Origin of the sequence: Anaerocolumna jejuensis DSM 15929 (genome assembly GCF_900142215.1) — a bacterium.
Lineage (GTDB): Bacteria > Bacillota > Clostridia > Lachnospirales > Lachnospiraceae > Anaerocolumna > Anaerocolumna jejuensis.
Genome location: NZ_FRAC01000021.1, coordinates 14,151 through 36,024 on the forward strand (window position 1 = coordinate 14,151; position 21,874 = coordinate 36,024).

Consider the following 21,874-nt stretch of genomic DNA (forward strand, 5'->3'; position numbering starts at 1 on the left):
GATATGTTTTCTGTCAATTTGCAGGATTAAAAAATATTGGTTTCACCTGATTCTTTTAAAACTTCTTTCATAGAACCGTACAGCCTGTTAAGATTCTGAATCAGATTTTTTGTATCTTCTTCTCCCATTTTCTGAATTGTTTTGTCTGTAAATTCATATAACCTTTTTGTGGAATCCTGAATAATTTTATCTCCAGTTTCCGTAAGTACGATATAAACTACTCTACGGTCCTTCGTATCCGTTATTCTTTCAATATAATTTTTCTCTTCTAAGCCCTTTAACATTTTAGATGTGGCAGATTTGGTAGAATGAACCATCTTACTTAGCTCGCTTACTTTTACACCAGGCTCCCCCTCTTCCCTTTTCGTATCTCCACACCTACCGGCACCGTGATGAATAGCGCCTAACATCATAAACTCAGCCGGATAAAGTACTCTGTTTGTATGAACCTTACCCATCAGTTTGCGTACATTGTTAAATGAAGTAAAAAGCTCATGTGACATGGTTCCTTCTTTGTTACTGTCATCCCTTATATCTGCCATTTTTATTCTTTCCTCCTTAAGAACTTCCCAAATCAAGCTCTTGTTATGGGTCCAAGTACTGCCTTGCACAAGACAGCGCTAGTCTATTTTAGTTGAATAGCTCAACTATTGAGATGTTCAACCAATATTATAATTCTTTTTTTTATGAAGTCAATACAGCTTATAAAAAATAGCAGATTCCATAATCCAAACAATTTACGGTAACCATTTGCTTTCATAATGCACAAAATTCGATTAGATTATGCTGTGATGCCAGTAGTCACAAAAAATGCTTGACAAAATATTTAGTTAAAACTATTATAGCTATAACAACTAATCGCAGGGAGGTGTGTATCGGAATATGCCATATGACTACACAAAATTGATTGGATATAAAATAATCAAAGGTGAGGTTCTGATAAAAAGGAAGATTCTTAATGCTTTTATTGAAAAAGGATACATGATTACTTTCGAGCAATGGATCGTCTTAAACGTGCTCTATGCGGAACCTGGTATCATTCAAAGCGAAATTGCCCAAAGAACCTATAAAGACAAAACAAATGTCACCCGGATTTTAGATGTTTTAGCAAAGAATGGGTATATTATCAGAGAAGCCAATGACAAGGATAGAAGAATTGCATGTGTATATCTTACGGATGCTGCAAAAAAAATGTTTGCAGATATAATACCGTACATTGAAGAAATCAATGAACACTTTTGTAATGGAATATCCGAGGAGGAGTTAGCCTTATTTGATGATATTTTTGGGCGGCTTTGCAAAAATGCTGAATAAGCATTTTTTGCCATAATAGTTGTTGTAGCTATATTAGTTATATCAACAAATAGAAACGGAGGAATTATGCATGGTAAAGTTATCAGTAAAGGAAAAATTCGCCTTCCAATTTGTAATGGGAGAAAAATTCTATCAAAGGTGGTATGCCCGTTTTCTGTCCTTTGGCATTGATTACGGGAGACTGAAAAGGGTAATCGGAAGAATTACCGGCTGGATGCAATGGTGTGCAGAATGGACAAGGGAGGGGGATTACCTTTTCCAAAAGGCGGAAGAAGCCCTTAGGGAAGGCTCTGAAACCAAGGCCAGAGCATTATTCCACGAAGCAACCGCCTGCTATCATATCGGACAGCACATTTTTTTCATTGACAGCCAGCAAAAGGAAGCCTCCCAGGAAAAAGCCAGAAGAAGCTATAAAAGAGCAATCGGATTATATGCGGAAGAAGAAAGACCCATAAGAATCGACATCCCCTTTCAAGGTACTCAAATTCCAGGATATTTAAGACTCGCCGATACTCCCAATAGACCTCTTATTATCTTTGTAAATGGTATGGACAATATTAAGGAGGCCGAAGGACATGCACAGGGAAGTATATTCAGACAAAATGGCTTTAACTTTTTTACTTTTGATGGGCTGGGACAGGGAGAGCTGTGGAAGAGCCTGAAATTTGATTCAAAGCAGTATCACATAGCGGTTTCCGCCATTATAGACTGGTTTGAGGCCAATCAATCCTACCGGATTGACATGAATAGAATTGCCCTTGTGGGCTATAGCTTAGGGGGATATCTGGCACCAATGTCCGCTGCCTATGACAGGAGGGTAAAATGTGCGGTCGGAAACAGCGGGCTAATCTTTATTGGTGGGCTGGATGGGCTTAAAAAGCTAAATCCCATTTGGCAGCGGGGCGTAACGTACATGACGGGATGTGAAAGCCTGGAACAGGCAGTTAACCAGTTTGACTGGGATATAGCGGATGCCCCTTCCCTTCAGATTCCGCTGCTGTTTTACCATGTGGGAAATGATGAAGTAATGCCCTCCCCGGAAGTCCATGCGGATAAAATCATGAAATGGGCAAAGGGCGAAAAGACTCTGAAGTATTACGAGGACGGTGAGCACTGTACTCAGAACTATATGGATGAAGTATTTCCTGAGATAATTGACTGGCTGAATAGGAAGTTAATTTAATTAAATAGCAGTACAAATCAAAAATTAGTAAAATTTAGAAAGTTAGTAGAATTTAAAAAGTTGATTTGGGTGTCGAAAGGGTAGTCTTTCAAAAGGGGACGGCAATTTGCACAAATCAAAAGCTAGTAGAATTTAAAAAGTTAGTAGAAAAGGGATTGTCTGCAAAAGTTATCCTGCTGTCAGACGATCCCTGTTTCTTGTATTTTATAGAACCATTTCAATTCTGAGCTTTAACGATTTGAGAGCTTTGCTTCTCTTAAAAGTCCTCGAATCGCTGCATCTGTTTCCGCATCAGCCTTCTGCCGGTTACTCTTCTATATCTGCTCCAGTGCCTGCTTTAAATCTGCTATGATATCTTCCGCATTCTCCACACCAACAGAAAGGCGTATCAGATCCGGTGCAACACCGGATTCCCTGAGCTGCTCATCGGTAAGCTGCCTGTGGGTATGGCTTGCCGGGTGCAAGAGACAGGTCTTACTATCTGCCACATGGGTTACAATGGATGCCAGCTGTAAACTGTCCATAAATTTTATTGCGGTTTCTCTTCCTCCCTTTAACCCAAAGGACAGCACGCCGCAGGAGCCCTTGGGCATGTACTTTTCTGCCAGCTCGTGATATTTATTGCTTTCCAGACCGGAATAATTCACCCAGGCAACCTTTTCATTCTTCTCTAAAAACCTTGCAGCTGCCAGGGCATTCTCACAATGCTGCCTCATACGCAGATGAAGTGTTTCCAGTCCCAGATTTAAGTAAAAGGCATTCTGGGGAGACTGGATGGCACCAAAATCCCTCATCAGCTGGGAGGTCGCTTTGGTGATATAAGCTGCCTTCCCGAATTTTTCAGCATATATGATGCCATGATAAGATTCATCCGGTGTGGTAAGTCCCGGGAATTTATCCCCATAGGATTTCCAGTCAAAATTACCGCTGTCTACGATACAGCCGCCTACACCTACTGCATGACCATCCATGTACTTGGTGGTGGAGTGGGTCACGATATCTGCTCCCCATTCAAAAGGCCTGCAATTGATGGGCGTTGCAAAGGTATTGTCAATAATTAAGGGAACTCCATGGGAATGGGCCAGCCTTGCAAACTTCTCAATGTCCAGAACTGAGACCGTCGGGTTGGTAATGGTCTCACCAAATACCGCTTTCGTATTCGGTTTAAAGTACTTGCCAAGCTCCTCTTCTGTCAGGTCCTGGTCCACAAAGGTACATTCAATCCCCATTTTCTTCATGGTTACACCAAACAGGTTGAAGGTACCGCCATAAATGGCAGAAGAAGCAATAAAATGATCCCCTGCTTCACAGATATTAAAGACCGCATAGAAGTTAGCTGCCTGGCCGGAAGAAGTTAACATTGCAGCAACACCGCCCTCCAGTGCACATATTTTTTCCGCTACCGCATCATTTGTGGGATTTTGCAGCCTTGTATAAAAATACCCTTCTGCTTCCAGATCAAATAACTGTCCCATTTCTTCGCTGGTATCGTATTTAAAGGTAGTACTCTGGTATATAGGTAACTGCCGCGGTTCCCCTCTTTTTGGCTTCCAGCCTTCCTGTATGCATTTGGTTTCAATTCTGCTTTCCATATTCTCCTCTTTTCTGAATATCCAATCTTCGATTGGATATTCGTTAATCCTTAGCTGATAAAACTCTCCTAATGCCATCAAAAATTTGTGTATCACAAGCCCATCAAGCGTTTTACTACTGCTACGGTCTCACCGGCGTCCTTTGCATAGCCGTCGGCTCCTATTTCATCCGCATAGCTTTGGGTAATAACAGCCCCTCCGATAATAATTCTGGCCTTAATGCCTGTTTCTTTCTTAAGTGCTATTACCTTCTTCATTTCCAGCATAGTCGTGGTCATAAGAGCGGATAAGGCAATGATGTCCGCATCGTATTCCCTTGCTGTTTCAATGATTTTCTCCGAGGGCACATCCTTGCCCAGGTCAATGACCTCAAAGCCATAATTCTTAAGCATTAAGACTACCAGATTCTTCCCGATATCATGGACATCTCCTGATACCGTTGCAATTACCACCGTTGCCAGCTTCTTCTTTTCTTCCTTTCCTTCCTTTAGCAAAGGCTCCAGAAAATCAATTGCCGTCTTCATCGTTTCTGCCGAGGAAATTAGCTGGGGCAGGAAATATACCTGTTTATCAAACAGCTTTCCCACATCATTTATAGCTGGTATCAAAAGCTCATCCAATACAAAGGAGGGCTTTACATCTTCTTTTAGGACCTCTTTTACCTTATTTAAAATATCTCTTTTATTTCCCTTGATAACAGCCTCATAAACCTGATGGAAGGTTTTATTTTTCAGTGCTTCCGACAGGTTCTCATCCTCCCCGGGCTTGCCGCTGCTTATTGCCTGATTTCCTGCTGTACTACTATTTTTATCAGCATTGGGGCTGGCATCCCCTTTTTGGGTAATGACTGTGGCAGGCCTTTCTGTCACCCGCCTGATATAGCGGATATCCGCCTCTTCCTTTGCCGCAAGAAGGTCCGCTGCAAAGGCGGTATTCATTAGCAGCTCCTGGGATGGATTTGCGATTGCCATGGTTAAGCCTTCCCGAATAGCAAGTGCCAGAAAGGTGCTGTTCACAAATTGCCTCTCCGGCAGCCCAAAGGAAATGTTCGACAGTCCGACCACTGTTGCCAGTCCCAGCTCTTCCTTGCAGTAACGGATGGTCTCCAAGGTCTGGAGGGCTGCTTCCTTGTTAGCACCTACGGTATTTACAAGTCCGTCCACCACGATATCCTCTCTTGTGAGGCCATTTTCCTCTGCTGCATTTAAGATGGTATGAATAATTTCCTTCTTCTCCTCTATATCCTTTGGAAGGCCTTTATCGGATAAGGGAAGCAGGATGAACATAGCTCCGTACTTTCTGGCAAGGGGCAGCAGTTTTTCAAGCTTTTCCTTCTCCAGGGAGACCGAGTTAATCAAAGCACGTCCCGGGTAGATGCGAAGGGCGGCTTCTATTACATTTACATGGCTGGAATCAATACTAAGAGGTAAGCCGGAGAAGCCGGTTATTTCATATACCGCATCTACCATTGTCTCTTTTTCATCAATTCCGTTCATTCCCATGTTGACATCCAGAATATCGGCTCCGTCTTCCTCCTGCTTTCTGGCAAAGTCCGCCACCATCTGAAAATCACCCTGGCGCAGCTCCTCCTGGAGGGCTTTCTTTCCGGTGGGATTGATTCTCTCACCGATTACCAGGAATTTTCCGCTATCCGGTATTTTAAGCGCTCTTCGTTCTGTGGTCAATATCCTCACTCTTTCAGGCTTCAGAGCGGGAGGGATTAGACCACGGACGGCATTGTGAAGTACCTCCAGATGCTTCGGCGTCGTTCCGCAGCAGCCGCCTATAATACCTGCCCCTGCTTCAGCCAGCCTTATTGTCTCCCTTGCAAATTCCTCGCTTTCCATGGTAAATACGGTTTCATCATTTATCAGCTGAGGAAGCCCGGCATTTGGCTTTGCAATAATGGGCACGGAGGCGTAGCGCTTCATTTCCTTTACAATTTCATACATTCCCTCGGGTCCCGTAGAGCAGTTGACACCTACCGCATCCGCTCCCATTTTCTGAAGGACCGTAATGGCTGTTACCGGGTCCGTTCCATATAAGGTGCGGTTATTCTCATTAAAGGTTAAGGTAATCATAACCGGAAGGTCACAGGTTTCCTTTACTGCCAGCAATGCGGCCCTGCACTCCTGAAGGCTCATCATGGTCTCAATGACAAAAAGGTCCGCTCCCCCAAGAAGGAGATAAGCAATCTGCTCCTTGTACACCTCCACCAGCTCCTCAAAACGCAGGGTGCCTACCGGGTATAGCTGCTGTCCTGTCATGGTAATATCCCCGGCTATATATACTTTTCTGTCTGCTTTGGCTTCCAGAACAGCTTGTTTGGAGAGCTTCACAAGCTCCTGGTTCATTTCCGATATTCTGCCTTCCAGGCCATATTCCGTAAGTTTAATGCGGTTCCCAGTAAAGGTCGGAGCATAGAGGATGTCCGTTCCGGCCTCAATATACTCCCTCTGGAGCTTAATCAAAACCTCCGGATTTTTCAAAATCCATTCCTCCGGACAAACTCCTACAGGCATCCCGGCCTTTTGCATATTACTGCCGGTTGCACCGTCCAGCAGGATAATTTTTTGCTTTGTGAGTTCTCTGAATTCCAATTTCGTCATGATAACAACCTCTTTCCCGGATATCCTTTCCTTTGTTCCGCATCCGATACTTCCATACTGCATTTATTATATATTCTTACTGTTTTCCCACCAGCCAGAGCTTTGCCTTCTCAAAATCCTCTATAAAGGTATAGAGAAAGCCAATGGTTTTACCGCTGTGACTGAGCTGTTTTTTGATAACATGCTTTATTTTCCGGTTTACGCCTACGAACACAACTCTTCGCAGCTTTTCAAATTCTATCAGCCGGTTTGCTATTTCTGCCGCCATCTCCCTGTCCACAGCCGTCTGGTTAAGGTTAATGCCCACAAGTCCCGTGGCCGATGGTCTTCTTATGGAATCCATATCTTTATGGAATTTCTCCATGACAAGCTCTTTCTCCTCATAGAGTGCATCCAGCTGGCAAAACCAGATCTCTCCGCCCTGAAATGCCATGGAAAAGGATTCCCTGATAATAACATTATTCTGTGCATCCCTCATAGGTTTCTGCCCCCTTATCTGAATCTGCCATTGATTTACCGGATTACGATCTTATTCATCAGACTTACCCGGTTAAAGGGAAGCATAAAATAATAACCGTCGGCAAAAGGGCTTATGTCCTTTATTATCTGACTGGCTATATCCGCACCTACCCATTCCGCTTCTTCCCTGTCCATATCCGGACGGTATTTTTCTACCACCCAGTCCGGTACATGGATACCGGATATTTCATTCTTGATAAAGTTGGCATTCCGGTAGCTTACCAGAGGCATGATACCGCAGAGAATCCTGGTCCTGACCTTTGATTTAATCTCCTCAAGCCTTCTGATATCCTCTTCCGTAAACACCGGCTGGGTCAGGAAATAGCTTGCTCCGGCTTCTATCTTCTTCTCCATCCGCTCAATAACCTTTTCGATAGGGCCTCTGCCATAATTTAAGGCCCCGCCGTAATAAATAGGCTCTTCCTTAAAGTGTTCCCTGTTCATTTCCTTTACATAACTCATCAGCTGAATGGAATTATAGTCAAATACTCCTGTGGTGGACTGCCTGTGCTCGCTTGGAATGGGATCTCCCGTTACGATCAGGATATTGCGTATGCCGCTTACATAGGCTCCTAAAATCATGGAACGCATGGCAATCACATTCTTATCCCGGCAGCAGATATGGGGCATTACAGGAAGTCCTGTTTCATTACGCAGCTTTAAGGCCATAAGGACAGAGTCCACACGGCTCCTGCCCATGGGAGAATCGGCAAGGGTTATGATATCCGTTCCGGTCCCCTTTAATTTATTGGCACAGGCAATAACTGCCTCATCGCTGGCATCAAAGGGCGGGTCAAGCTCAACTGCCACCACCTTTTTCTTTTCCTGAAAGGTCTGATAGAATTCATTGGGCCTGACTTCAACATTGGCTTCCTTGATACCCGATAATACTATCCGGTTTCCTCTGAAAGTCTCCTTTAAAGAAAGCCTCTCTGCCATATTCTTAATATAATCCGGTGTAGTACCGCAGCACCCTCCCACCGCATCAATGCCAAGGTCACAGATCCTCTGGATATTTTCCCTGAAATACCCTTCGTTGTCCATAAACAGCAGGCGGTTCTGAAATTGCTCCGGATATCCCGCATTGGGCATTGCAAATATGAATTTTCCTTCCGGAAGGGGAAGCTTCTTTAATATCTGGTACATATGCCCGGAACCGATACCGCAGTTAAAGCCCCCCGCTTCGATTTCCTTTGTTTCTTCAATGGTCTCTAAAATTGACCTGGCACTGATACCCTTCGTTGTAAAACCGTTTTTGTTCAGGCAGAAATCCGTTATAAGAAACGCCTCAGGCTTCTTTGCCTTAATATATTTTACAAGGCTTTTTAAATAATAAAAATCCGAAAAGGTTTCAAAGAGGAAGATATCTCCTCCCTCCTCTAAGAAGGCATCACAAATATCCTGATATTCTAACAGAATGTCTTCCTCGGTCCTGGTTCCGTTCTCCGGAATGGGCCCTATATTGCAGGCAATGTAAACACGTCGGCTTTTTGCTTGTCCTTCCTCCGCTGACTCTGCAACTGCCCTTTGGGCAAGGCGGTAGGCTTTTTTTATCAGTTCTTTTTGTTCTTTCCCGGTTTGATTTAAGGTCTGCCTGTTAGCCGCAAAGGTGTTGGTCCGGATTAATTCTGCCCCAGCTTTGATATATCCCTTATGGATAGCTGTAATTGTAGCTTCCTCCGTAAGGTTGCCGAACTCCGAAACCGCATTGTCATTGTTTAAAAGCCTGGAATAATAGGTGCCCATGGCACCGTCTGTTATTAGTTTATGCTCTTTTAAATACTCCCTTAATTCCATGGCTTCATCCTCTCTTCCTCCATTACCTCTTGTTCTGTATGTATACTTTCTGCCGGTATATTTATACAGGCTGCTTACCGGCAATTTTTCATTTCTTCTATCATAATCAGAAATGCAGAAATTGTCTACTAAAAATATCACAGGAAAATGAAAAAAACGTACTGCAGCAAGTAAAAAATCCGCTGTAATACGTTTATTTGTAATTTCATATTCTCAAATACAAGGACACCTCAGCCGCATTTTTATACGGTTAATCTGCATAGGGCTGATAATGCTCTGCTTAGACTGGAATTCTTTTAGAGCTGCAATTTTATCGGAAGCATCAAAGGTTATAACAGAGACTCCGTCAAAACCATCCCTGTTATTCTCATAAATACATTCGAAATACCACTCTACTGCCATAGTGCTGCCCTGATGTATAAACTGTTTGATATCCCAGGCAGTAACCTTTCCCTTATGGTTCCAATCCTGAAACCACCTTATTATCTGCTCTATACCGGTATATACCGGCCCATAGCATTCCGTATATGTGATATTGGGTGCAAATACAGATGAAAGACAGGAAGGGTCATTTCTTAACCACGCCTCAAAATATTCCCTTATCATTTTCTCGCGTTCTTCCATAAAATTCTCCCTCTGTCAGATTTGTCTTACAAACCCTAAATATCTGGTTCCCTGGAATTTTAATTTTCCGCAATCACCTTCTACCAGCATTCCAAATTCGCTGCTCATAACACTGAACTCCATACGGTCACCGCTTTCGACCTCAAAGGTCACATAGTACCATGTACTGCTACTGCTGGTGTCGATTCCATCATCCACGTGGTCACTGTGATAGCTTATATCCGTTCTTTTGGCAACAACCCTGGCATCCACCGACAATACCGGTGACTTGCTGTTCTTTATTCCCTGACGGGCAGATACCACAATTATACGGACAAACATTACTATGAAAACGATAAAAATAAGAATCATGAATATCTCAACAAAGCTTGGAAATAAACTATTACCAAATCCACCGCCATATCCGTTATAAAAATCCGTAATATATCCCTCCCTGTTATTCAAATATCAATCCTGGCTTTGTAATATTATAACAACGGAATTGGGAAAATGTCAAATAATACTGGTTTTTACAACAGGGTATTTCTTAAATTAAAATACGCAAAAAAAGCTGTCAAACCTCCGGCCCTAAGGAGCCGGTACAGCAGTTCTACAGCCTTTCGCCGGTGTTTATATGAATTTTCTGCATTCGTTAAAATTAGTCTCTTCGAATTTTAAAAGCCTGTGCCCTAAATCTGAGATTTCCTTATCAGTCCCCTGATACTTACGGTTATTCCTGGTAATATCTATTATTCCCATTGTACTGCCCTGCATCAGCATTTCCGCTATATGGGAGGGGGATTTGTCCGTAAGGGTCTTTGCATTAATCATAAGGTAGGCTGATACCTTCTGGTACAGGCTGATGTCCTTCTCTTCCTTGCTGTTTTCTCTTAGAAGCCTTTCCGCTTCCTTCTCAATAGACTCATACTCCCTGTACTGAGAATTCAGAGTTTCTCTGAATTCCTTATCCTCTGCAATGTCCAAAAGCTGTCCGATGGTATCAGTCCCCATCTGGGTGTTCTTGTGTATATAGTTTAGATATTCTGCATTTGCGTCCATGATATTACCTCCTGGCAGATAGTATCTGCCGGCATCCGTCGTATTATACCGGCTCAAAGGCATAAATTGCTGGCCAGGAATTTGCTGCCAGTAATCTGCTGCCGGAAATTTACTGCAAGAAGTCCAGCTTTCTTTACAAATGCTCCTGCACATTTTATTTATCTGCCATTCGGTAGCCTACGCCCATCTCTGTCAGGATGTACTGGGGCTCACCGGGATTTTTCTCAATCTTTCTGCGGATATTAGCCATATTTACCCTAAGGGTGCGGCTTTCATTGGCATAGGGGCCCCAGATTTCCTTTATGATATAGTCATGGGTCAGTACTTTGCCAGGATGTCTGGAAAGTAAGGCCAGAATCTTATATTCAATGGGCGTCAGATGAATCCGCTCTCCTGCCATTTGTACAATTCTTTTATCAAAGTCGATTTCCAATTCCCCAATGGTCACGGAGCTTTCCTGCCACTCTTCCCCCTCCCTGCTCCTGACTCCATGCCGCAGGGCTGTCCGTATACGGGCAAGTAATTCTGAGGTTCCGAAGGGCTTTACGATATAATCATCCGCCTCCAGATCAAGGGCTTCTACCTTCTCTCTTTCATAGCCTCTGGCCGATACCACTACCACCGGAACTTTTGACCAGCTGCGGATATTTTTCAGTACCTCAAGACCATCCATATCAGGCAGCCCCAAATCCAGCAGGATTAAATCGGGAATATGGGAGGCATTCATTTGTATGGCCTCCTTGCCTCCTGTACTTCTGATTACCTTATAGCCATTCGCTGTCAGTACCGCAGAAATAAAATTACCTATGGTTTCATCATCTTCCACTACTAAAATTAAAGGCTCCATATCCCATTTCAGCTCCCTTCTATGCTCCTTGAGGCAGGTTATATTAGCTATTTTCTTCCAGAGGCAGGTAAAAGCGGAAGGCTGCCCCTCCCATACTGCGGTTTTCGGCCTCCATCCTGCCATTATGGGCTTTTATAATGGACATGCAGATGGAAAGCCCGATACCCATTCCACGGGAAGAATCCAGAGGCTTATCTCCGGCTGGTATATAGCTTTCAAAGAGATAGGGGATATCTTCCGCCGGTATGCCCCGTCCGCTGTCCAGTACCTCAAATACTGCCCATTCTTCCTGTTTTTTCAGCTGTATTTCAATGAGAGCATCCTCTTTGGAATGCTTTATGGCATTTTCTAATAGATTGATTATTACCTGTGCAATCAGGGTACCGTCCATGGGCACCTCCAGGAGCTCATCCGGCACCTTTACGAGGATATTTCTGCCCGGATACCTTACCCGGATTCTGCCCACTGCTTCCGCAATGACTTCTTCTCCGGCCTCCAGGGTTTTCGTCACATTCATGGTGCCTTCCTTAATACGTGTAACCGATAAAAGATTTTCTACCATTCTGATAAGCCACTGGGAATCTTCCTTGATATTTACCACCAGCTGCCGGCTTGTGTCCGCATTTAAGGTGCCTTCATTTTCCAATATGGCTGAGCTGGCTCCTAATATACCGGTAAGGGGCGTACGAAGATCATGGGATATGGCCCGCAAAAGATTGCTCCGCATTTTTTCTTTTTCTGTCTCCACAAGAATATTTCTCTGCTCATCACTTAATCTCTGGCGCTCCAGTGCCATGGCAACCAAGGGCACAATCCTTCTTAAAAACAAGCGGCTGCTATGATCCAGATTTCCATTCCGGCAGGAAAGCCCGATTACTGCCAGTACATTGCCCTGAAACAGGACCGGCTGATAAAATGCTCCGGCTCCCATTAAGGTGTCTGTGCCGGCTCCGGCTTTTTTCTGATTGACAAAAACCCAATGGGCCACTGCCTTTTCATCGTCCGATTTCATAAAGGAAGCGTCTTCCTCTCCCTGAAACTGTAAAAAGCTTCCGTTCAGCTCTGCCTTGTCACTTATGGTATAGAGTATAACAGACCGGCTGAAAAGATTCACTACATAATCTAAAACCAGAGAAACAATATTTTGTGTACCTCTGGTGGCAAGGAGCTTTTTATTGATTTCATACAGCACCTCCGTTCGGTGCTCTCTTTCAACGGCTAATCTTGCCTGTGTCTTAATCCTTACCGTCAGGGCACTTGTAATCAAAGCTACCAGAAGCATAATGGAAAAGGTCAGAGGATATCCGCTGCCAATGGCATTAAAGGTAAAAAAAGGCTGGGTAAAAAAGAAATTAAAGAGCAGCACACTGATAATAGATGCCACCACTCCGTAAAAATAGCCTTCCGTAATTCTGGAAATAATAAGCACGGACAAAATGAATACCATAATGACATTCTGCCCTCCAAAATTCAGGTTCTGCAAGCCTTCACAGAGAAGAAGGGCAATTAAAAGGATTCCGGCCATTTTCAGCATATCTCTTCCTTTAAAGCTGAATTGGGGCTTCAGCAATATCTGCCCGCCCTTTGCCGCAAACCTCCGCCCGGGAGCAATGCCAGGAATAATATGAACCTCTATGTGGGGAAGCAGGGATATGAGCCGGTCTTCAAAATCCATTTCAAATAAGCTTTTTACCGTCTTTTTATTCCTGCTCTTTCCTACCACAATATTAGTAATGCCAGACAGCCTTGCATATTCCGCTATGGTTTCCGCAATGTCATGTCCGGTCAGGGTGGTGACTTCCGCTCCCATTTTCTCCGCCAGGTCCATATTCTCCCGGATGCCCTGCTTCTGCTCCGGTGTCATTACTTCCTCATCTTCCACGTACACCGCATTCCATTGGGCATGAAAAGCATCTGCTGCCCTGGCAGTCCACCGGATACATTTTGCAGAAGAGGGGGAAGCCCCAATGCAGACCAGAAATTTGGTGTTTGCCATTTTTTCCTGCATGAACCGTTCATTCTGGTTTTCATTGCTGATGCGCTCCGTAGCCTTCCTGAGAGCAATTTCCCTCAGAAGCTTGAGGTTTTCCACCGTAAAGAAATTGTTCATGGCAGCTTTTGCCCGGTCTGCCCGGTAGACCTTGCCTTCCTTTAACCGGTGGAGCAGCTCCTCCGGCTCTATATCAATCACCTTAACCATATCTGCCCGGTCAAATATGTAGTCCGGCACCGTTTCCCTTACCGTTACCTTGGTGACATCCTCCACTACATTATTAAGACTTTCAAGATGCTGGACATTTACGGTGGTATAAACATCGATACCTGCGTTCAAAAGCTCTTCCACGTCCTGATAACGCTTCCGGTTTCTGGAGCCGGCGGCATTGGTGTGGGCCAGCTCATCCACCAGAATCAGCTGGGGCTTTTTTCTCAGGGCTTCATCCAGGTCGAATTCCTTTAGCTCCATGCCCTTATACGATATGGTTTTAGGCGGCAGCACAGGAAGTCCTTCCAAAAACCGCAGAGTTTCCGGCCGCTCATGAGGCTCCACATATCCCACCAGGACATCCGTCCCCATGCTGTAACGCTCCTTCGCTTCATCCAGCATGGCATAGGTCTTCCCGACTCCTGCGGCATATCCGAAGAAAATCTTTAGCTTTCCGCTTTCTTTTTCTTCCTCTTCTTTTATTTTTTCTAAAATTGCCTCCGGGTCAGGGCGGTAATCCTGATTATCCATGTTAGCACCTGATGCTGCCAGACCGGCATCCTTTCTTTTTTCTTATTCTTTTGACTTTTGTTTTTTCGGGCTTTTATTTTTGAGCTTTTATTTTTGGTCTTTTATTTTCCTTCGCTCGTTCTTCTTTCCTTATTATACCACACAATGCTCTTTATATCTTGCGAGTTTGCTGAGGTCTTTTCTTTTTATAGCAGGCCGTCCAATGCCAGATTCACCTTTAATACATTAACTGCCGGTTCCCCAAAAATTCCAAGAAATGACTTGATGGTATATTTATCAATAACCTCTTTCACCTTATCTTCTTCTATTCCTCTCTCCCTTGCTATCCGGCTTATCTGATAGTCCGCTGCATTGGGGGATATATTGGGGTCGACTCCGCTTGCGGATGCCATTACTAAATCCGCCGGGATATCCTTTTTATTGTCCGGGTCCAGGCTGTGCCACCAGTCTATTCTCTTATTTACCTGCTCTTTCTGCTCCGCACTTGTCGGGGAGAGATTGCTTGTGCCAAGTGGCCTTCCGATCAGATATTTGGGCTCGGAAAATTCCTGTGCGATAAGAGCTGAACCAAAGTCCTTTTTGCTGCCATCCTTTAAGGTAACCGTAATTATGCTTCCATTTGCTTTCTGGGGGAAGAAAATCCCGGCAATTCCTGTGACCGCCGCGGTATAAAGTACCCCGCATAAAAGCGTCATCAAAAGGAAGCATACAATTGCAGGCCTTAAAACTCCTTTACTGCTTTTCATATTTGCACCCATTATATAACCCAGGCAGTCCAGCCCGGGTTACCGCCACAACATAAATGTGAAACAAGTTTCACCGAGTGAAAGAATTTGTACGTGGCACCTTTCATTTCTATATTTTCTTTCACAGACTACCATTGCATACTGCAGACGGTTCTGCAGTACTGTCATAAATAATGGAGTGTGGAAGTGCTTTCCTTTCACACATTAACATGACCTTCTTATCCCAAATAAGAAGAAAGCGTCTTACACAAGACCAAAGGCGGTCAGTAGTATATCAATCACTTTTATTGCTATGAACGGTGCTATAATTCCGCCAAGTCCATAAATGAAGAGATTCCTCTGAAGAAGCTTTCCAGCCGGCAGTTCTCTGTACTTAACCCCTCTTAAGGCCAGGGGTATCAATGCAATGATAATAAGGGCATTGTAAATGATAGCCGAGAGAATGGCACTGTACGTGCTGGTCAGGCCCATGAAATTAAGCACCGACAGCTGAGGATAAATGGTAAAGAACAATACCGGAATTATGGCAAAGTATTTCGCAACATCATTGGCAACGGAAAAAGTAGTCAGGGAACCTCTGGTCATCAGTAGCTGTTTTCCGATACGGACGATATCAATGAGCTTGGTGGGATTAGAATCCAAATCCACCATATTTCCAGCTTCTTTTGCCGCCTGGGTGCCGGAATTCATAGCAACCGCAACATCAGCCTGGGCAAGCGCCGGCGCATCGTTGGTACCGTCCCCTGTCATTGCAACCAGATGGCCCTTTGACTGGTAATCCCGGATTAAGGTAAGCTTTGCCTCCGGCGTAGCTTCCGCCAGAAAATCATCCACACCTGCTTCTGCCGCAATGGCTGCCGCAGTCATAGGGTTATCACCGGTAATCATGATGGTCTTAATCCCCATCTTGCGCAAATCTTCAAAACGTTCCTTTACCCCGTTCTTAACAATATCCTTCAGGTAGATGACCCCAAGGACCCTGTCGTTCTTTGCTACGACCAGCGGAGTTCCTCCGGCTCCCGCGACCTCCTTTACGATTTTTTCACACTCTTCCGTATATTTGCCGCCTTTTCCTGTTACATAATCCTTTACCGCCTCGGCAGCTCCTTTTCTTATCTCATTGCCCTGATAATCAATACCGCTCATGCGGGTCTTTGCCGTAAATTCAATGAAGGTAGCCTGAAGCTTCGATAAATCCCTTCCCCGTATGCCAAATTTTTCTTTTGCCAGAACTACGATACTGCGGCCTTCTGCCGTTTCATCGGCTATGGAGGATAGCTGGGCGGCATCGGCGAGCTCTTCCTCTGTCACTCCCTTTACAGGAATAAATTCGCTGGCCTGACGGTTTCCCAGTGTTATGGTACCGGTCTTATCAAGGAGCAGAACATCCACATCCCCGGCAGCCTCAATTGCCCTTCCGCTCATAGCCAGTACATTTGCCTGATTCAGCCTGCTCATACCGGCAATACCAATGGAGGACAGAAGTGCTCCGATGGTAGTAGGTGCCAGGCACACTAACAATGCAATAATATTGGTGATGGATATGGGCGAGCCGCTTTTTGCCTGCCTGCTTGCAAAGTCCGTAAAGGGCAGAAGCATTGCGGTTACTACAAGAAATATAATAGTTAAGGTTACTAAAAGTATCTGGAGAGCAATTTCATTTGGGGTTTTCTTTCTTGCGGCGCCTTCCACCATGGCAATCATCTTATCCAGAAAGCTTTCTCCGGCTTCCGCCGTAATACGGATGACCAGCCAGTCAGATACCAGGGTAGTACCTCCGGTAACTGCACTTCTGTCGCCTCCCGACTCTCTGATAACCGGAGCAGATTCACCGGTGATGGCACTTTCATCCACGGAAGCAGCTCCATCTATTACTTCTCCGTCCATGGGTATCTGTTCTCCGGCAGCCACATAGACAATATCACCCTTTTTGAGGCTGTTTGACAGAACCTCCGTATATTGGCTGACATCTGTCTCCGATGCTAATTTCTTTGCCTTTACATCCTTTCTGGCGCTTCTTAAGGACTGTGCCTGGGCACGTCCCCTGCCTTCCGCAATGGCTTCCGCAAAATTGGCAAACAGGCTGGTGAACCACAGGATAATAGATATGGTAAAGGTATAGCCGGCACTCTCATCCCGAATTCCCGCAAAGGAAAGGATAAACAGGACGGTGGTAAATACCGCTCCTATATATACAACAAGCATAACCGGATTGTGCACCTGCACTCTGGGGTCCAGCTTTTTAAAGGACTGTGCAAGAGCATCCAGCAGGATATTTTTATCTAAACTTTTTTCTTTCATGATATTCTCCTCCTCCCTTAACGCGTTGTGAAGTAATCCGCTACAGGCCCCAGGGCAAGCGCCGGCAGGAAGCTTAATGCCGTGACAATCAAAATGACTCCGATCAAGAGCCCTGCAAACATACCGTTGCTGGTAGACAGAGTTCCTTCGCTTGCTGCCACAGACTTTTTGCCTGCCATATTGCCTCCAAGGAATATTACTGCTATAAGCGGAATAAATCTTGCAAGGAGCATAACAATTCCCCCCGTTATATTGGTAAAGGGCGTATTGGCAGTAAATCCGCCAAAGGCACTTCCGTTGTTATTTCCCATGGAAGAGAAGGCATATAGAATTTCTGTAAATCCATGGGCTCCTGAATTGCCAAGCCAGCCTTCTGCGGCAGGTATTAAAACAGCCGCTCCTGTTCCTAAAAGAGACACCAGAGGTGGTACCAGAATAAGCAGGCATACCATCTTCATATCGTAGGGTTCAACCTTCTTTCCCAGATATTCCGGTGTCCTGCCCACCATCAGGCCTGCTATGAATACTGCCAGCAATACATAGGCAAGTATACCATACAGGCCGCTGCCTGCACCGCCGAACACAATTTCTCCAAGCTGCATTAGAAATAAGGGCATCAAACCGCCAAGAGGTGTCAGGCTGTCATGCATGGCATTGACGGATCCATTGGAAGCAGCTGTGGTTGCAATGGCCCACAGGGACGACATCCCTACCCCGTGAATGGTTTCCTTTCCTTCCATATTGCCGGAAGCTGCAACTCCTTCGAAAGACGGTGCCGTATTCTGCTCGCCTACCGTAGTAAAGATAAGGGCCGCTACAAATAAGAGCATCATAACCACATACAGGGTTCTTCCCTGTTTCTTATCCTTTACCGCCTTGCCAAAGCTTACCAGAAGGGCTGCCGGTATCAGCAGAATGGAAAGCAGCTGAAGCAGGTTGGAAAAGGAGGTGGGATTTTCAAAGGGATAGGCGGAATTCATTCCGAAGAATCCACCTCCGTTGGTTCCTAACTGTTTTATGGCAATCTGGCTGGCTGCCGGTCCCATAGGCAGAATCTGTCCGGCTCCATCCTGCAGTGCCGTAATTTCCTTATAGGAAGAGAAATTCTGCACCACTCCCTGGGATACCAAAAGCACCGCCAGCACAAGGGAGAGGGGAAGCAGGATATAAACAACAGACCTGGTGAGGTCAGCCCAGAAATTTCCGATGGTTTTCTTTTCCTTTCCAATAAACCCTCTTATCAATGCAAAAAGTACTGCGATTCCCACTCCCGCAGATACGAAGTTCTGAACCGTAAGCCCTAAGAACTGGGACAGGTAGGAAAGGGAGGATTCCCCGGAATATGCCTGCCAGTTTGTATTGGTAACAAAGCTTGCCGCGGTGTTAAAGGCCAGATCAAGGCTCAATCCCTTCATTCCTTCCCTGTTAAAGGGAAGTACTCCCTGAAGCAGTAATAAAAGAAACAGAAAAAGAAAACTTGCCAGGCTGAAAAGAATTGCCGAAAAGGCATATCTTTTTGCCCCCATCTCTTCCTCTGCTTTGATTCCCATAAGCCGGTAAAAGCAGTTTTCAATTGGTTTTAGCAGCCTGGTCAAAAACACTTTCCCGCCGCTCATGACCTTGTACATATAAATTCCAAGAGGAATCGAAAGTCCAATCAGTAGAATCAGGAATAAAAGCTCCTGTATTACAATCCTGCTCATAAATTCTCACCTCGAAATAAGACATAAAAAAGATATACCAGTAATCCAAGTCCGGTTATACCTGCCAGAACTATCACAGTTCCCATTCCTATCACTCCCATCTTTACTCATTATCAACCATCATTACCAATTCTTTCTTGTGTTATGCACAGTATGTTTTACTTTCACTGCACCTAAAATAATAGCAAAAATGACATTAAAGAAGTATTCAGATACAAAGCACTGGTATTAAGAAAGTATAAAGATTAGGCTTAACATATGAGCTTCATAAGCTTTTACTGTTCCTCACTGCTGATTCTAAGCCATGTACGTGCTGGCTGCCCTGTAAATGCAAAAAAGCCCTGTGAGCTGCCTATATGGTTTTTGCAATTTCATATAGGAAATTCACAGAGCTTTTTATATTTGATTCGGGTATCATAAGTCAATCATAAAAAATGCAGGGAAGCGGCTTTCGCGGAGCTGAGTGTATTTCGATACTCCAGGTATCCATCCAATATACATGACATTTTGAAGCCCACACATATTTGTTATTTTTATTATTTTTTCTGATTGATAGGGCCGGTACCTTCTCTGACCACGTTATGGGTCTGATTCTGGTTTTCCGGTGTTTCCTTATGGGTGGTCTGGTTAAAGGTTTCCCTGACTTTACGCCATTCTTCTTTTTCTGCTTCCTTCTTCATATCTATGCCTCCATACAGTATTTTTAACAGTATTTGCAGCATGATTTTATTTATTCATCCGGTTCATACTAACAGCCATAACAGGATAAATTACATAACACCTGGACATACTGCAATAATAAACTTATTTGGAGAAATACAAATGGATAATCAAGATAAAATAAAAGAAGAACTTTATACTATTATATTAAATGACGGTAACTGCATCAAAAATAACGAGCAATATTATTTTGCCTGCGGAGTTGCCCTTACCGCACTGCTTTTTGCAAAGGAGTACAGTGATTCCACAAACACTTCCATCTACGAAGAACTGCTGGATGCCAATAACCTGAAGGAATTCAGAATAAAAATCAATACCCTGATTGAACAGAGCCTGGATTATATTGAACAGCTTCCTGCCTATAAGGGCAATTTATTCCGTTATATTCTGGACTATACACCAAGTGAAAATATTGAACGGATAGATTATAAGGAATCTTTTTTAACAGGAACCTCCAATTCCATATCATTCTTTGAAACAAATCCCATCCCGGTTACAGCTTATGCTGCCATGCATGGTGTCAGTCCCAGCACCGTCCGCTACCATATTAATAAAAAACATTTAAAAACATCTGAAAAGGTCGGACGACTTCTTTTTATTTCAAAAGACGAGCCCTATCCGAAAAGATTAAAAAAGTAAAAGCCATCGCCTGAAAACCTTTCCTCTTCCAGGCTCCTTGTCTAAAAATAATCCGAAAAATAAGGGGTCTGCTGCTCAATTGCATCCTCCAGCATATCCACCGTCTCCGGACTGCAGGAAATACGCCCGATTCTGTATAAGTAATCCGGACGCTTGTAGCCTAGAAGCATGGTTGTCATGGTCTGGATGTCTATCCTGTCCGAACATTTTTCCGTTGTATGGATAACTTCACCCTTTCCTCCGGCCGTTATATGCAGGCGGAAGGTACCCTGATTCCAGGAAAGCAGAGGGTCATCAAGGGTAAAGGTCCACTCCCTGTCTGCCGTATCCGGTTTAAAGGGATACTGGGCAACAAACTTCTCCACATCCACTATACGCGCCATAAAATAAGGTGATATGGTTTCTTTTATATCCGCATCCTCTAAAAGAAAAGCCAGCGGTTCATCGGTATGGATATTTCCTATTACCTTCGATATCATGGAAAAATGTGCACTGATAAAATTCCAGATTCCGATGCGGGCTTCTTCATTGATAAATATGATATCCTTGATATGGAAAACCTCATCGGAAATCCAATAAATAACATAGCCATCGGGCTGTCCCTCTTCATTGTAGTAAATGGCGGCCATTAAATCATCCGTATCCCACAGCCAGTACTCATTCCAGGCAAGGTCATTTCGAAGCATAGCTCCATGGGCCTGGAGGGCAAAACGCTCATATGCCTTTTTCACCTGGTCACTTTCTACGGTTACACGCTCTATTTCTCCTGTTACCCGCTTATTCTTAGGTAACTGGTAATCATTGATCTCAAAAGTAATGACATCGGATATGATTTCCCAGCCCTTTCTGCGGTAATAGGGAATAGAATAAGGGAATAGATAGGATATGGACTGTTTGCACTTTCGCATATTCTCAAGTGCCTGGCACAAAAGCTTATGCATCAGCCCCTGGCCGGAGTATTCCGGATAGGTACCCACTCCCGTAAGGCCTCCCATGTCATAGGTCTGGTTAAAGATACGCACCTGAAAAGGGTATACCGCCACCTGAGATATCAGTTTGTCCCCGTCAAACCAGCCAAGAACATCTGCCTGCTCTAACACAGGGGACTTGGCCCGGATGATTTCATCCTCCTCCCAGCCGCTCTGATGCAGCTCCCTGTCCGTAACCTGAAAAACATATCTTAACAACTGGTTATACTGTTCCAGATGCTCCACGCCTACTTTTTTCATTTTTAACTGTTTTCTTCTGCTCATACTTGCTCCCATTGCATACTGCAGACTGGTCTGCGGTACTGCCATTAATAATAGAGTGTGAAAGCGCTTTTCTTTCACATTTGCTCCCATTGCATACCGCAGACAAGTCTGCGGTACTGCCATAAATAATGGAGTGTGAATGTGCTTTTCTTTCACATTTGCTCCCATTGCATACCGCAGACAAGTCTGCGGTACTGCCATAAATAATGGAGTGTGAATGTGCTTTTCTTTCACACTTTCCTCGTTTCTGTGCTG

The 21,874-nt window shown here is 44.4% G+C and carries 19 protein-coding genes; 3 read left to right on the forward strand and 16 right to left on the reverse strand.

Annotation, left to right across the window (positions count from 1 at the left end; translation table 11 throughout):
• Nucleotides 1–26: 26 nt before the first annotated feature.
• Nucleotides 27–542 (reverse strand): MarR family winged helix-turn-helix transcriptional regulator, encoded by a 516-nt coding sequence (locus tag BUB77_RS18910; protein WP_073278416.1) that lies wholly within the window; start codon nucleotides 540–542, stop codon nucleotides 27–29.
• 340 nt (nucleotides 543–882) lie between these two features.
• Between BUB77_RS18910 and BUB77_RS18915 the strand changes: the two genes are divergently transcribed.
• Together BUB77_RS18915 and BUB77_RS18920 are read left to right on the forward strand one after the other, a co-directional pair.
• Nucleotides 883–1,314 carry a MarR family winged helix-turn-helix transcriptional regulator gene (locus BUB77_RS18915; protein ID WP_073278417.1) on the forward strand — a complete coding sequence of 144 codons (432 nt, stop codon included), beginning with the start codon at nucleotides 883–885 and terminating at the stop codon, nucleotides 1,312–1,314.
• A 70-nt stretch (nucleotides 1,315–1,384) separates the two neighbouring features.
• A complete protein-coding gene (locus BUB77_RS18920; protein WP_073278418.1) occupies nucleotides 1,385–2,497 on the forward strand; it encodes an alpha/beta hydrolase family protein in 1,113 nt (370 codons plus the stop codon).
• Between the two features lie 314 nt (nucleotides 2,498–2,811).
• On the opposite strand, the gene BUB77_RS18925 is transcribed toward BUB77_RS18920, so the two are convergent.
• From BUB77_RS18925 to BUB77_RS18990, 14 genes are all read right to left on the reverse strand, one after another.
• A complete protein-coding gene (locus BUB77_RS18925) occupies nucleotides 2,812–4,089 on the reverse strand; it encodes an O-acetylhomoserine aminocarboxypropyltransferase/cysteine synthase family protein (protein ID WP_073278419.1) in 1,278 nt (425 codons plus the stop codon).
• Between the two features lie 92 nt (nucleotides 4,090–4,181).
• A complete protein-coding gene (locus BUB77_RS18930; RefSeq protein WP_073278507.1) occupies nucleotides 4,182–6,698 on the reverse strand; it encodes a homocysteine S-methyltransferase family protein in 2,517 nt (838 codons plus the stop codon).
• Between the two features lie 76 nt (nucleotides 6,699–6,774).
• Complete coding sequence (locus BUB77_RS18935) at nucleotides 6,775–7,176, reverse strand: hypothetical protein (RefSeq protein ID WP_073278420.1); 402 nt, start codon at nucleotides 7,174–7,176, stop codon at nucleotides 6,775–6,777.
• A 35-nt stretch (nucleotides 7,177–7,211) separates the two neighbouring features.
• The gene (locus tag BUB77_RS18940; protein WP_084124464.1) at nucleotides 7,212–9,098 is read right to left on the reverse strand and encodes a bifunctional homocysteine S-methyltransferase/methylenetetrahydrofolate reductase; all 1,887 of its coding nucleotides are present in this window, start codon (nucleotides 9,096–9,098) and stop codon (nucleotides 7,212–7,214) included.
• A 129-nt stretch (nucleotides 9,099–9,227) separates the two neighbouring features.
• Complete coding sequence (locus BUB77_RS18945; protein WP_242962546.1) at nucleotides 9,228–9,638, reverse strand: nuclear transport factor 2 family protein; 411 nt, start codon at nucleotides 9,636–9,638, stop codon at nucleotides 9,228–9,230.
• Between the two features lie 15 nt (nucleotides 9,639–9,653).
• The gene (locus BUB77_RS18950; protein WP_330392632.1) at nucleotides 9,654–10,082 is read right to left on the reverse strand and encodes a DUF2500 domain-containing protein; all 429 of its coding nucleotides are present in this window, start codon (nucleotides 10,080–10,082) and stop codon (nucleotides 9,654–9,656) included.
• Nucleotides 10,083–10,247: 165 nt separating this feature from the next.
• Nucleotides 10,248–10,676, reverse strand: a complete 429-nt coding sequence (locus BUB77_RS18955; protein WP_073278510.1) for a hypothetical protein — start codon at nucleotides 10,674–10,676, stop codon at nucleotides 10,248–10,250.
• A gap of 154 nt (nucleotides 10,677–10,830) precedes the next feature.
• The gene (locus tag BUB77_RS18960; RefSeq protein WP_073278421.1) at nucleotides 10,831–11,523 is read right to left on the reverse strand and encodes a response regulator transcription factor; all 693 of its coding nucleotides are present in this window, start codon (nucleotides 11,521–11,523) and stop codon (nucleotides 10,831–10,833) included.
• A 43-nt stretch (nucleotides 11,524–11,566) separates the two neighbouring features.
• A complete protein-coding gene (locus BUB77_RS18965; protein ID WP_073278422.1) occupies nucleotides 11,567–14,257 on the reverse strand; it encodes a sensor histidine kinase in 2,691 nt (896 codons plus the stop codon).
• 185 nt (nucleotides 14,258–14,442) lie between these two features.
• A complete protein-coding gene (locus BUB77_RS18970) occupies nucleotides 14,443–15,003 on the reverse strand; it encodes a potassium-transporting ATPase subunit C (RefSeq protein ID WP_073278511.1) in 561 nt (186 codons plus the stop codon).
• Between the two features lie 243 nt (nucleotides 15,004–15,246).
• Complete coding sequence (kdpB, locus tag BUB77_RS18975; protein WP_073278423.1) at nucleotides 15,247–17,304, reverse strand: potassium-transporting ATPase subunit KdpB; 2,058 nt, start codon at nucleotides 17,302–17,304, stop codon at nucleotides 15,247–15,249.
• Nucleotides 17,305–17,321: 17 nt separating this feature from the next.
• A complete protein-coding gene (gene kdpA / locus BUB77_RS18980; protein WP_073278424.1) occupies nucleotides 17,322–19,007 on the reverse strand; it encodes a potassium-transporting ATPase subunit KdpA in 1,686 nt (561 codons plus the stop codon).
• Nucleotides 19,004–19,093: a potassium-transporting ATPase subunit F gene (locus BUB77_RS18985; RefSeq protein WP_139241242.1), complete on the reverse strand. Its 90-nt coding sequence runs from the start codon at nucleotides 19,091–19,093 to the stop codon at nucleotides 19,004–19,006. Before BUB77_RS18985 ends, kdpA begins: the two co-directional genes overlap by 4 nt.
• A 450-nt stretch (nucleotides 19,094–19,543) precedes the next feature.
• Nucleotides 19,544–19,687 (reverse strand): hypothetical protein, encoded by a 144-nt coding sequence (locus BUB77_RS18990; RefSeq protein WP_170866691.1) that lies wholly within the window; start codon nucleotides 19,685–19,687, stop codon nucleotides 19,544–19,546.
• A 142-nt stretch (nucleotides 19,688–19,829) separates the two neighbouring features.
• Between BUB77_RS18990 and BUB77_RS18995 the strand changes: the two genes are divergently transcribed.
• Nucleotides 19,830–20,366: a hypothetical protein gene (locus BUB77_RS18995; protein WP_139241243.1), complete on the forward strand. Its 537-nt coding sequence runs from the start codon at nucleotides 19,830–19,832 to the stop codon at nucleotides 20,364–20,366.
• Between the two features lie 41 nt (nucleotides 20,367–20,407).
• Here BUB77_RS18995 and BUB77_RS19000 read toward each other — a convergent pair whose 3' ends face one another.
• Nucleotides 20,408–21,853, reverse strand: a complete 1,446-nt coding sequence (locus tag BUB77_RS19000; protein ID WP_330392633.1) for a GNAT family N-acetyltransferase — start codon at nucleotides 21,851–21,853, stop codon at nucleotides 20,408–20,410.
• Nucleotides 21,854–21,874 lie beyond the last annotated feature (21 nt).

Bases quoted from the DNA above. Each gene is read 5' to 3' on its own strand.
- BUB77_RS18910 (WP_073278416.1), bottom strand. From the start codon at position 542: ATGGCAGATATAAGGGATGACAGTAACAAAGAAGGAACCATGTCACAT.
- BUB77_RS18930 (WP_073278507.1), bottom strand. From the start codon at position 6,698: ATGACGAAATTGGAATTCAGAGAACTCACAAAGCAAAAAATTATCCTG.
- BUB77_RS18965 (WP_073278422.1), bottom strand. From the start codon at position 14,257: ATGGATAATCAGGATTACCGCCCTGACCCGGAGGCAATTTTAGAAAAA.
- BUB77_RS18915 (WP_073278417.1), top strand. From the start codon at position 883: ATGCCATATGACTACACAAAATTGATTGGATATAAAATAATCAAAGGT.
- kdpB (WP_073278423.1), bottom strand. From the start codon at position 17,304: ATGAAAGAAAAAAGTTTAGATAAAAATATCCTGCTGGATGCTCTTGCA.
- BUB77_RS18960 (WP_073278421.1), bottom strand. From the start codon at position 11,523: ATGGAGCCTTTAATTTTAGTAGTGGAAGATGATGAAACCATAGGTAAT.
- BUB77_RS18925 (WP_073278419.1), bottom strand. From the start codon at position 4,089: ATGGAAAGCAGAATTGAAACCAAATGCATACAGGAAGGCTGGAAGCCA.
- BUB77_RS18955 (WP_073278510.1), bottom strand. From the start codon at position 10,676: ATGGACGCAAATGCAGAATATCTAAACTATATACACAAGAACACCCAG.
- BUB77_RS18990 (WP_170866691.1), bottom strand. From the start codon at position 19,687: ATGAAGAAGGAAGCAGAAAAAGAAGAATGGCGTAAAGTCAGGGAAACC.
- kdpA (WP_073278424.1), bottom strand. From the start codon at position 19,007: ATGAGCAGGATTGTAATACAGGAGCTTTTATTCCTGATTCTACTGATT.
- BUB77_RS18920 (WP_073278418.1), top strand. From the start codon at position 1,385: ATGGTAAAGTTATCAGTAAAGGAAAAATTCGCCTTCCAATTTGTAATG.
- BUB77_RS18970 (WP_073278511.1), bottom strand. From the start codon at position 15,003: ATGAAAAGCAGTAAAGGAGTTTTAAGGCCTGCAATTGTATGCTTCCTT.
- BUB77_RS18985 (WP_139241242.1), bottom strand. From the start codon at position 19,093: ATGGGAACTGTGATAGTTCTGGCAGGTATAACCGGACTTGGATTACTG.
- BUB77_RS18935 (WP_073278420.1), bottom strand. From the start codon at position 7,176: ATGAGGGATGCACAGAATAATGTTATTATCAGGGAATCCTTTTCCATG.
- BUB77_RS18995 (WP_139241243.1), top strand. From the start codon at position 19,830: ATGGATAATCAAGATAAAATAAAAGAAGAACTTTATACTATTATATTA.
- BUB77_RS18945 (WP_242962546.1), bottom strand. From the start codon at position 9,638: ATGGAAGAACGCGAGAAAATGATAAGGGAATATTTTGAGGCGTGGTTA.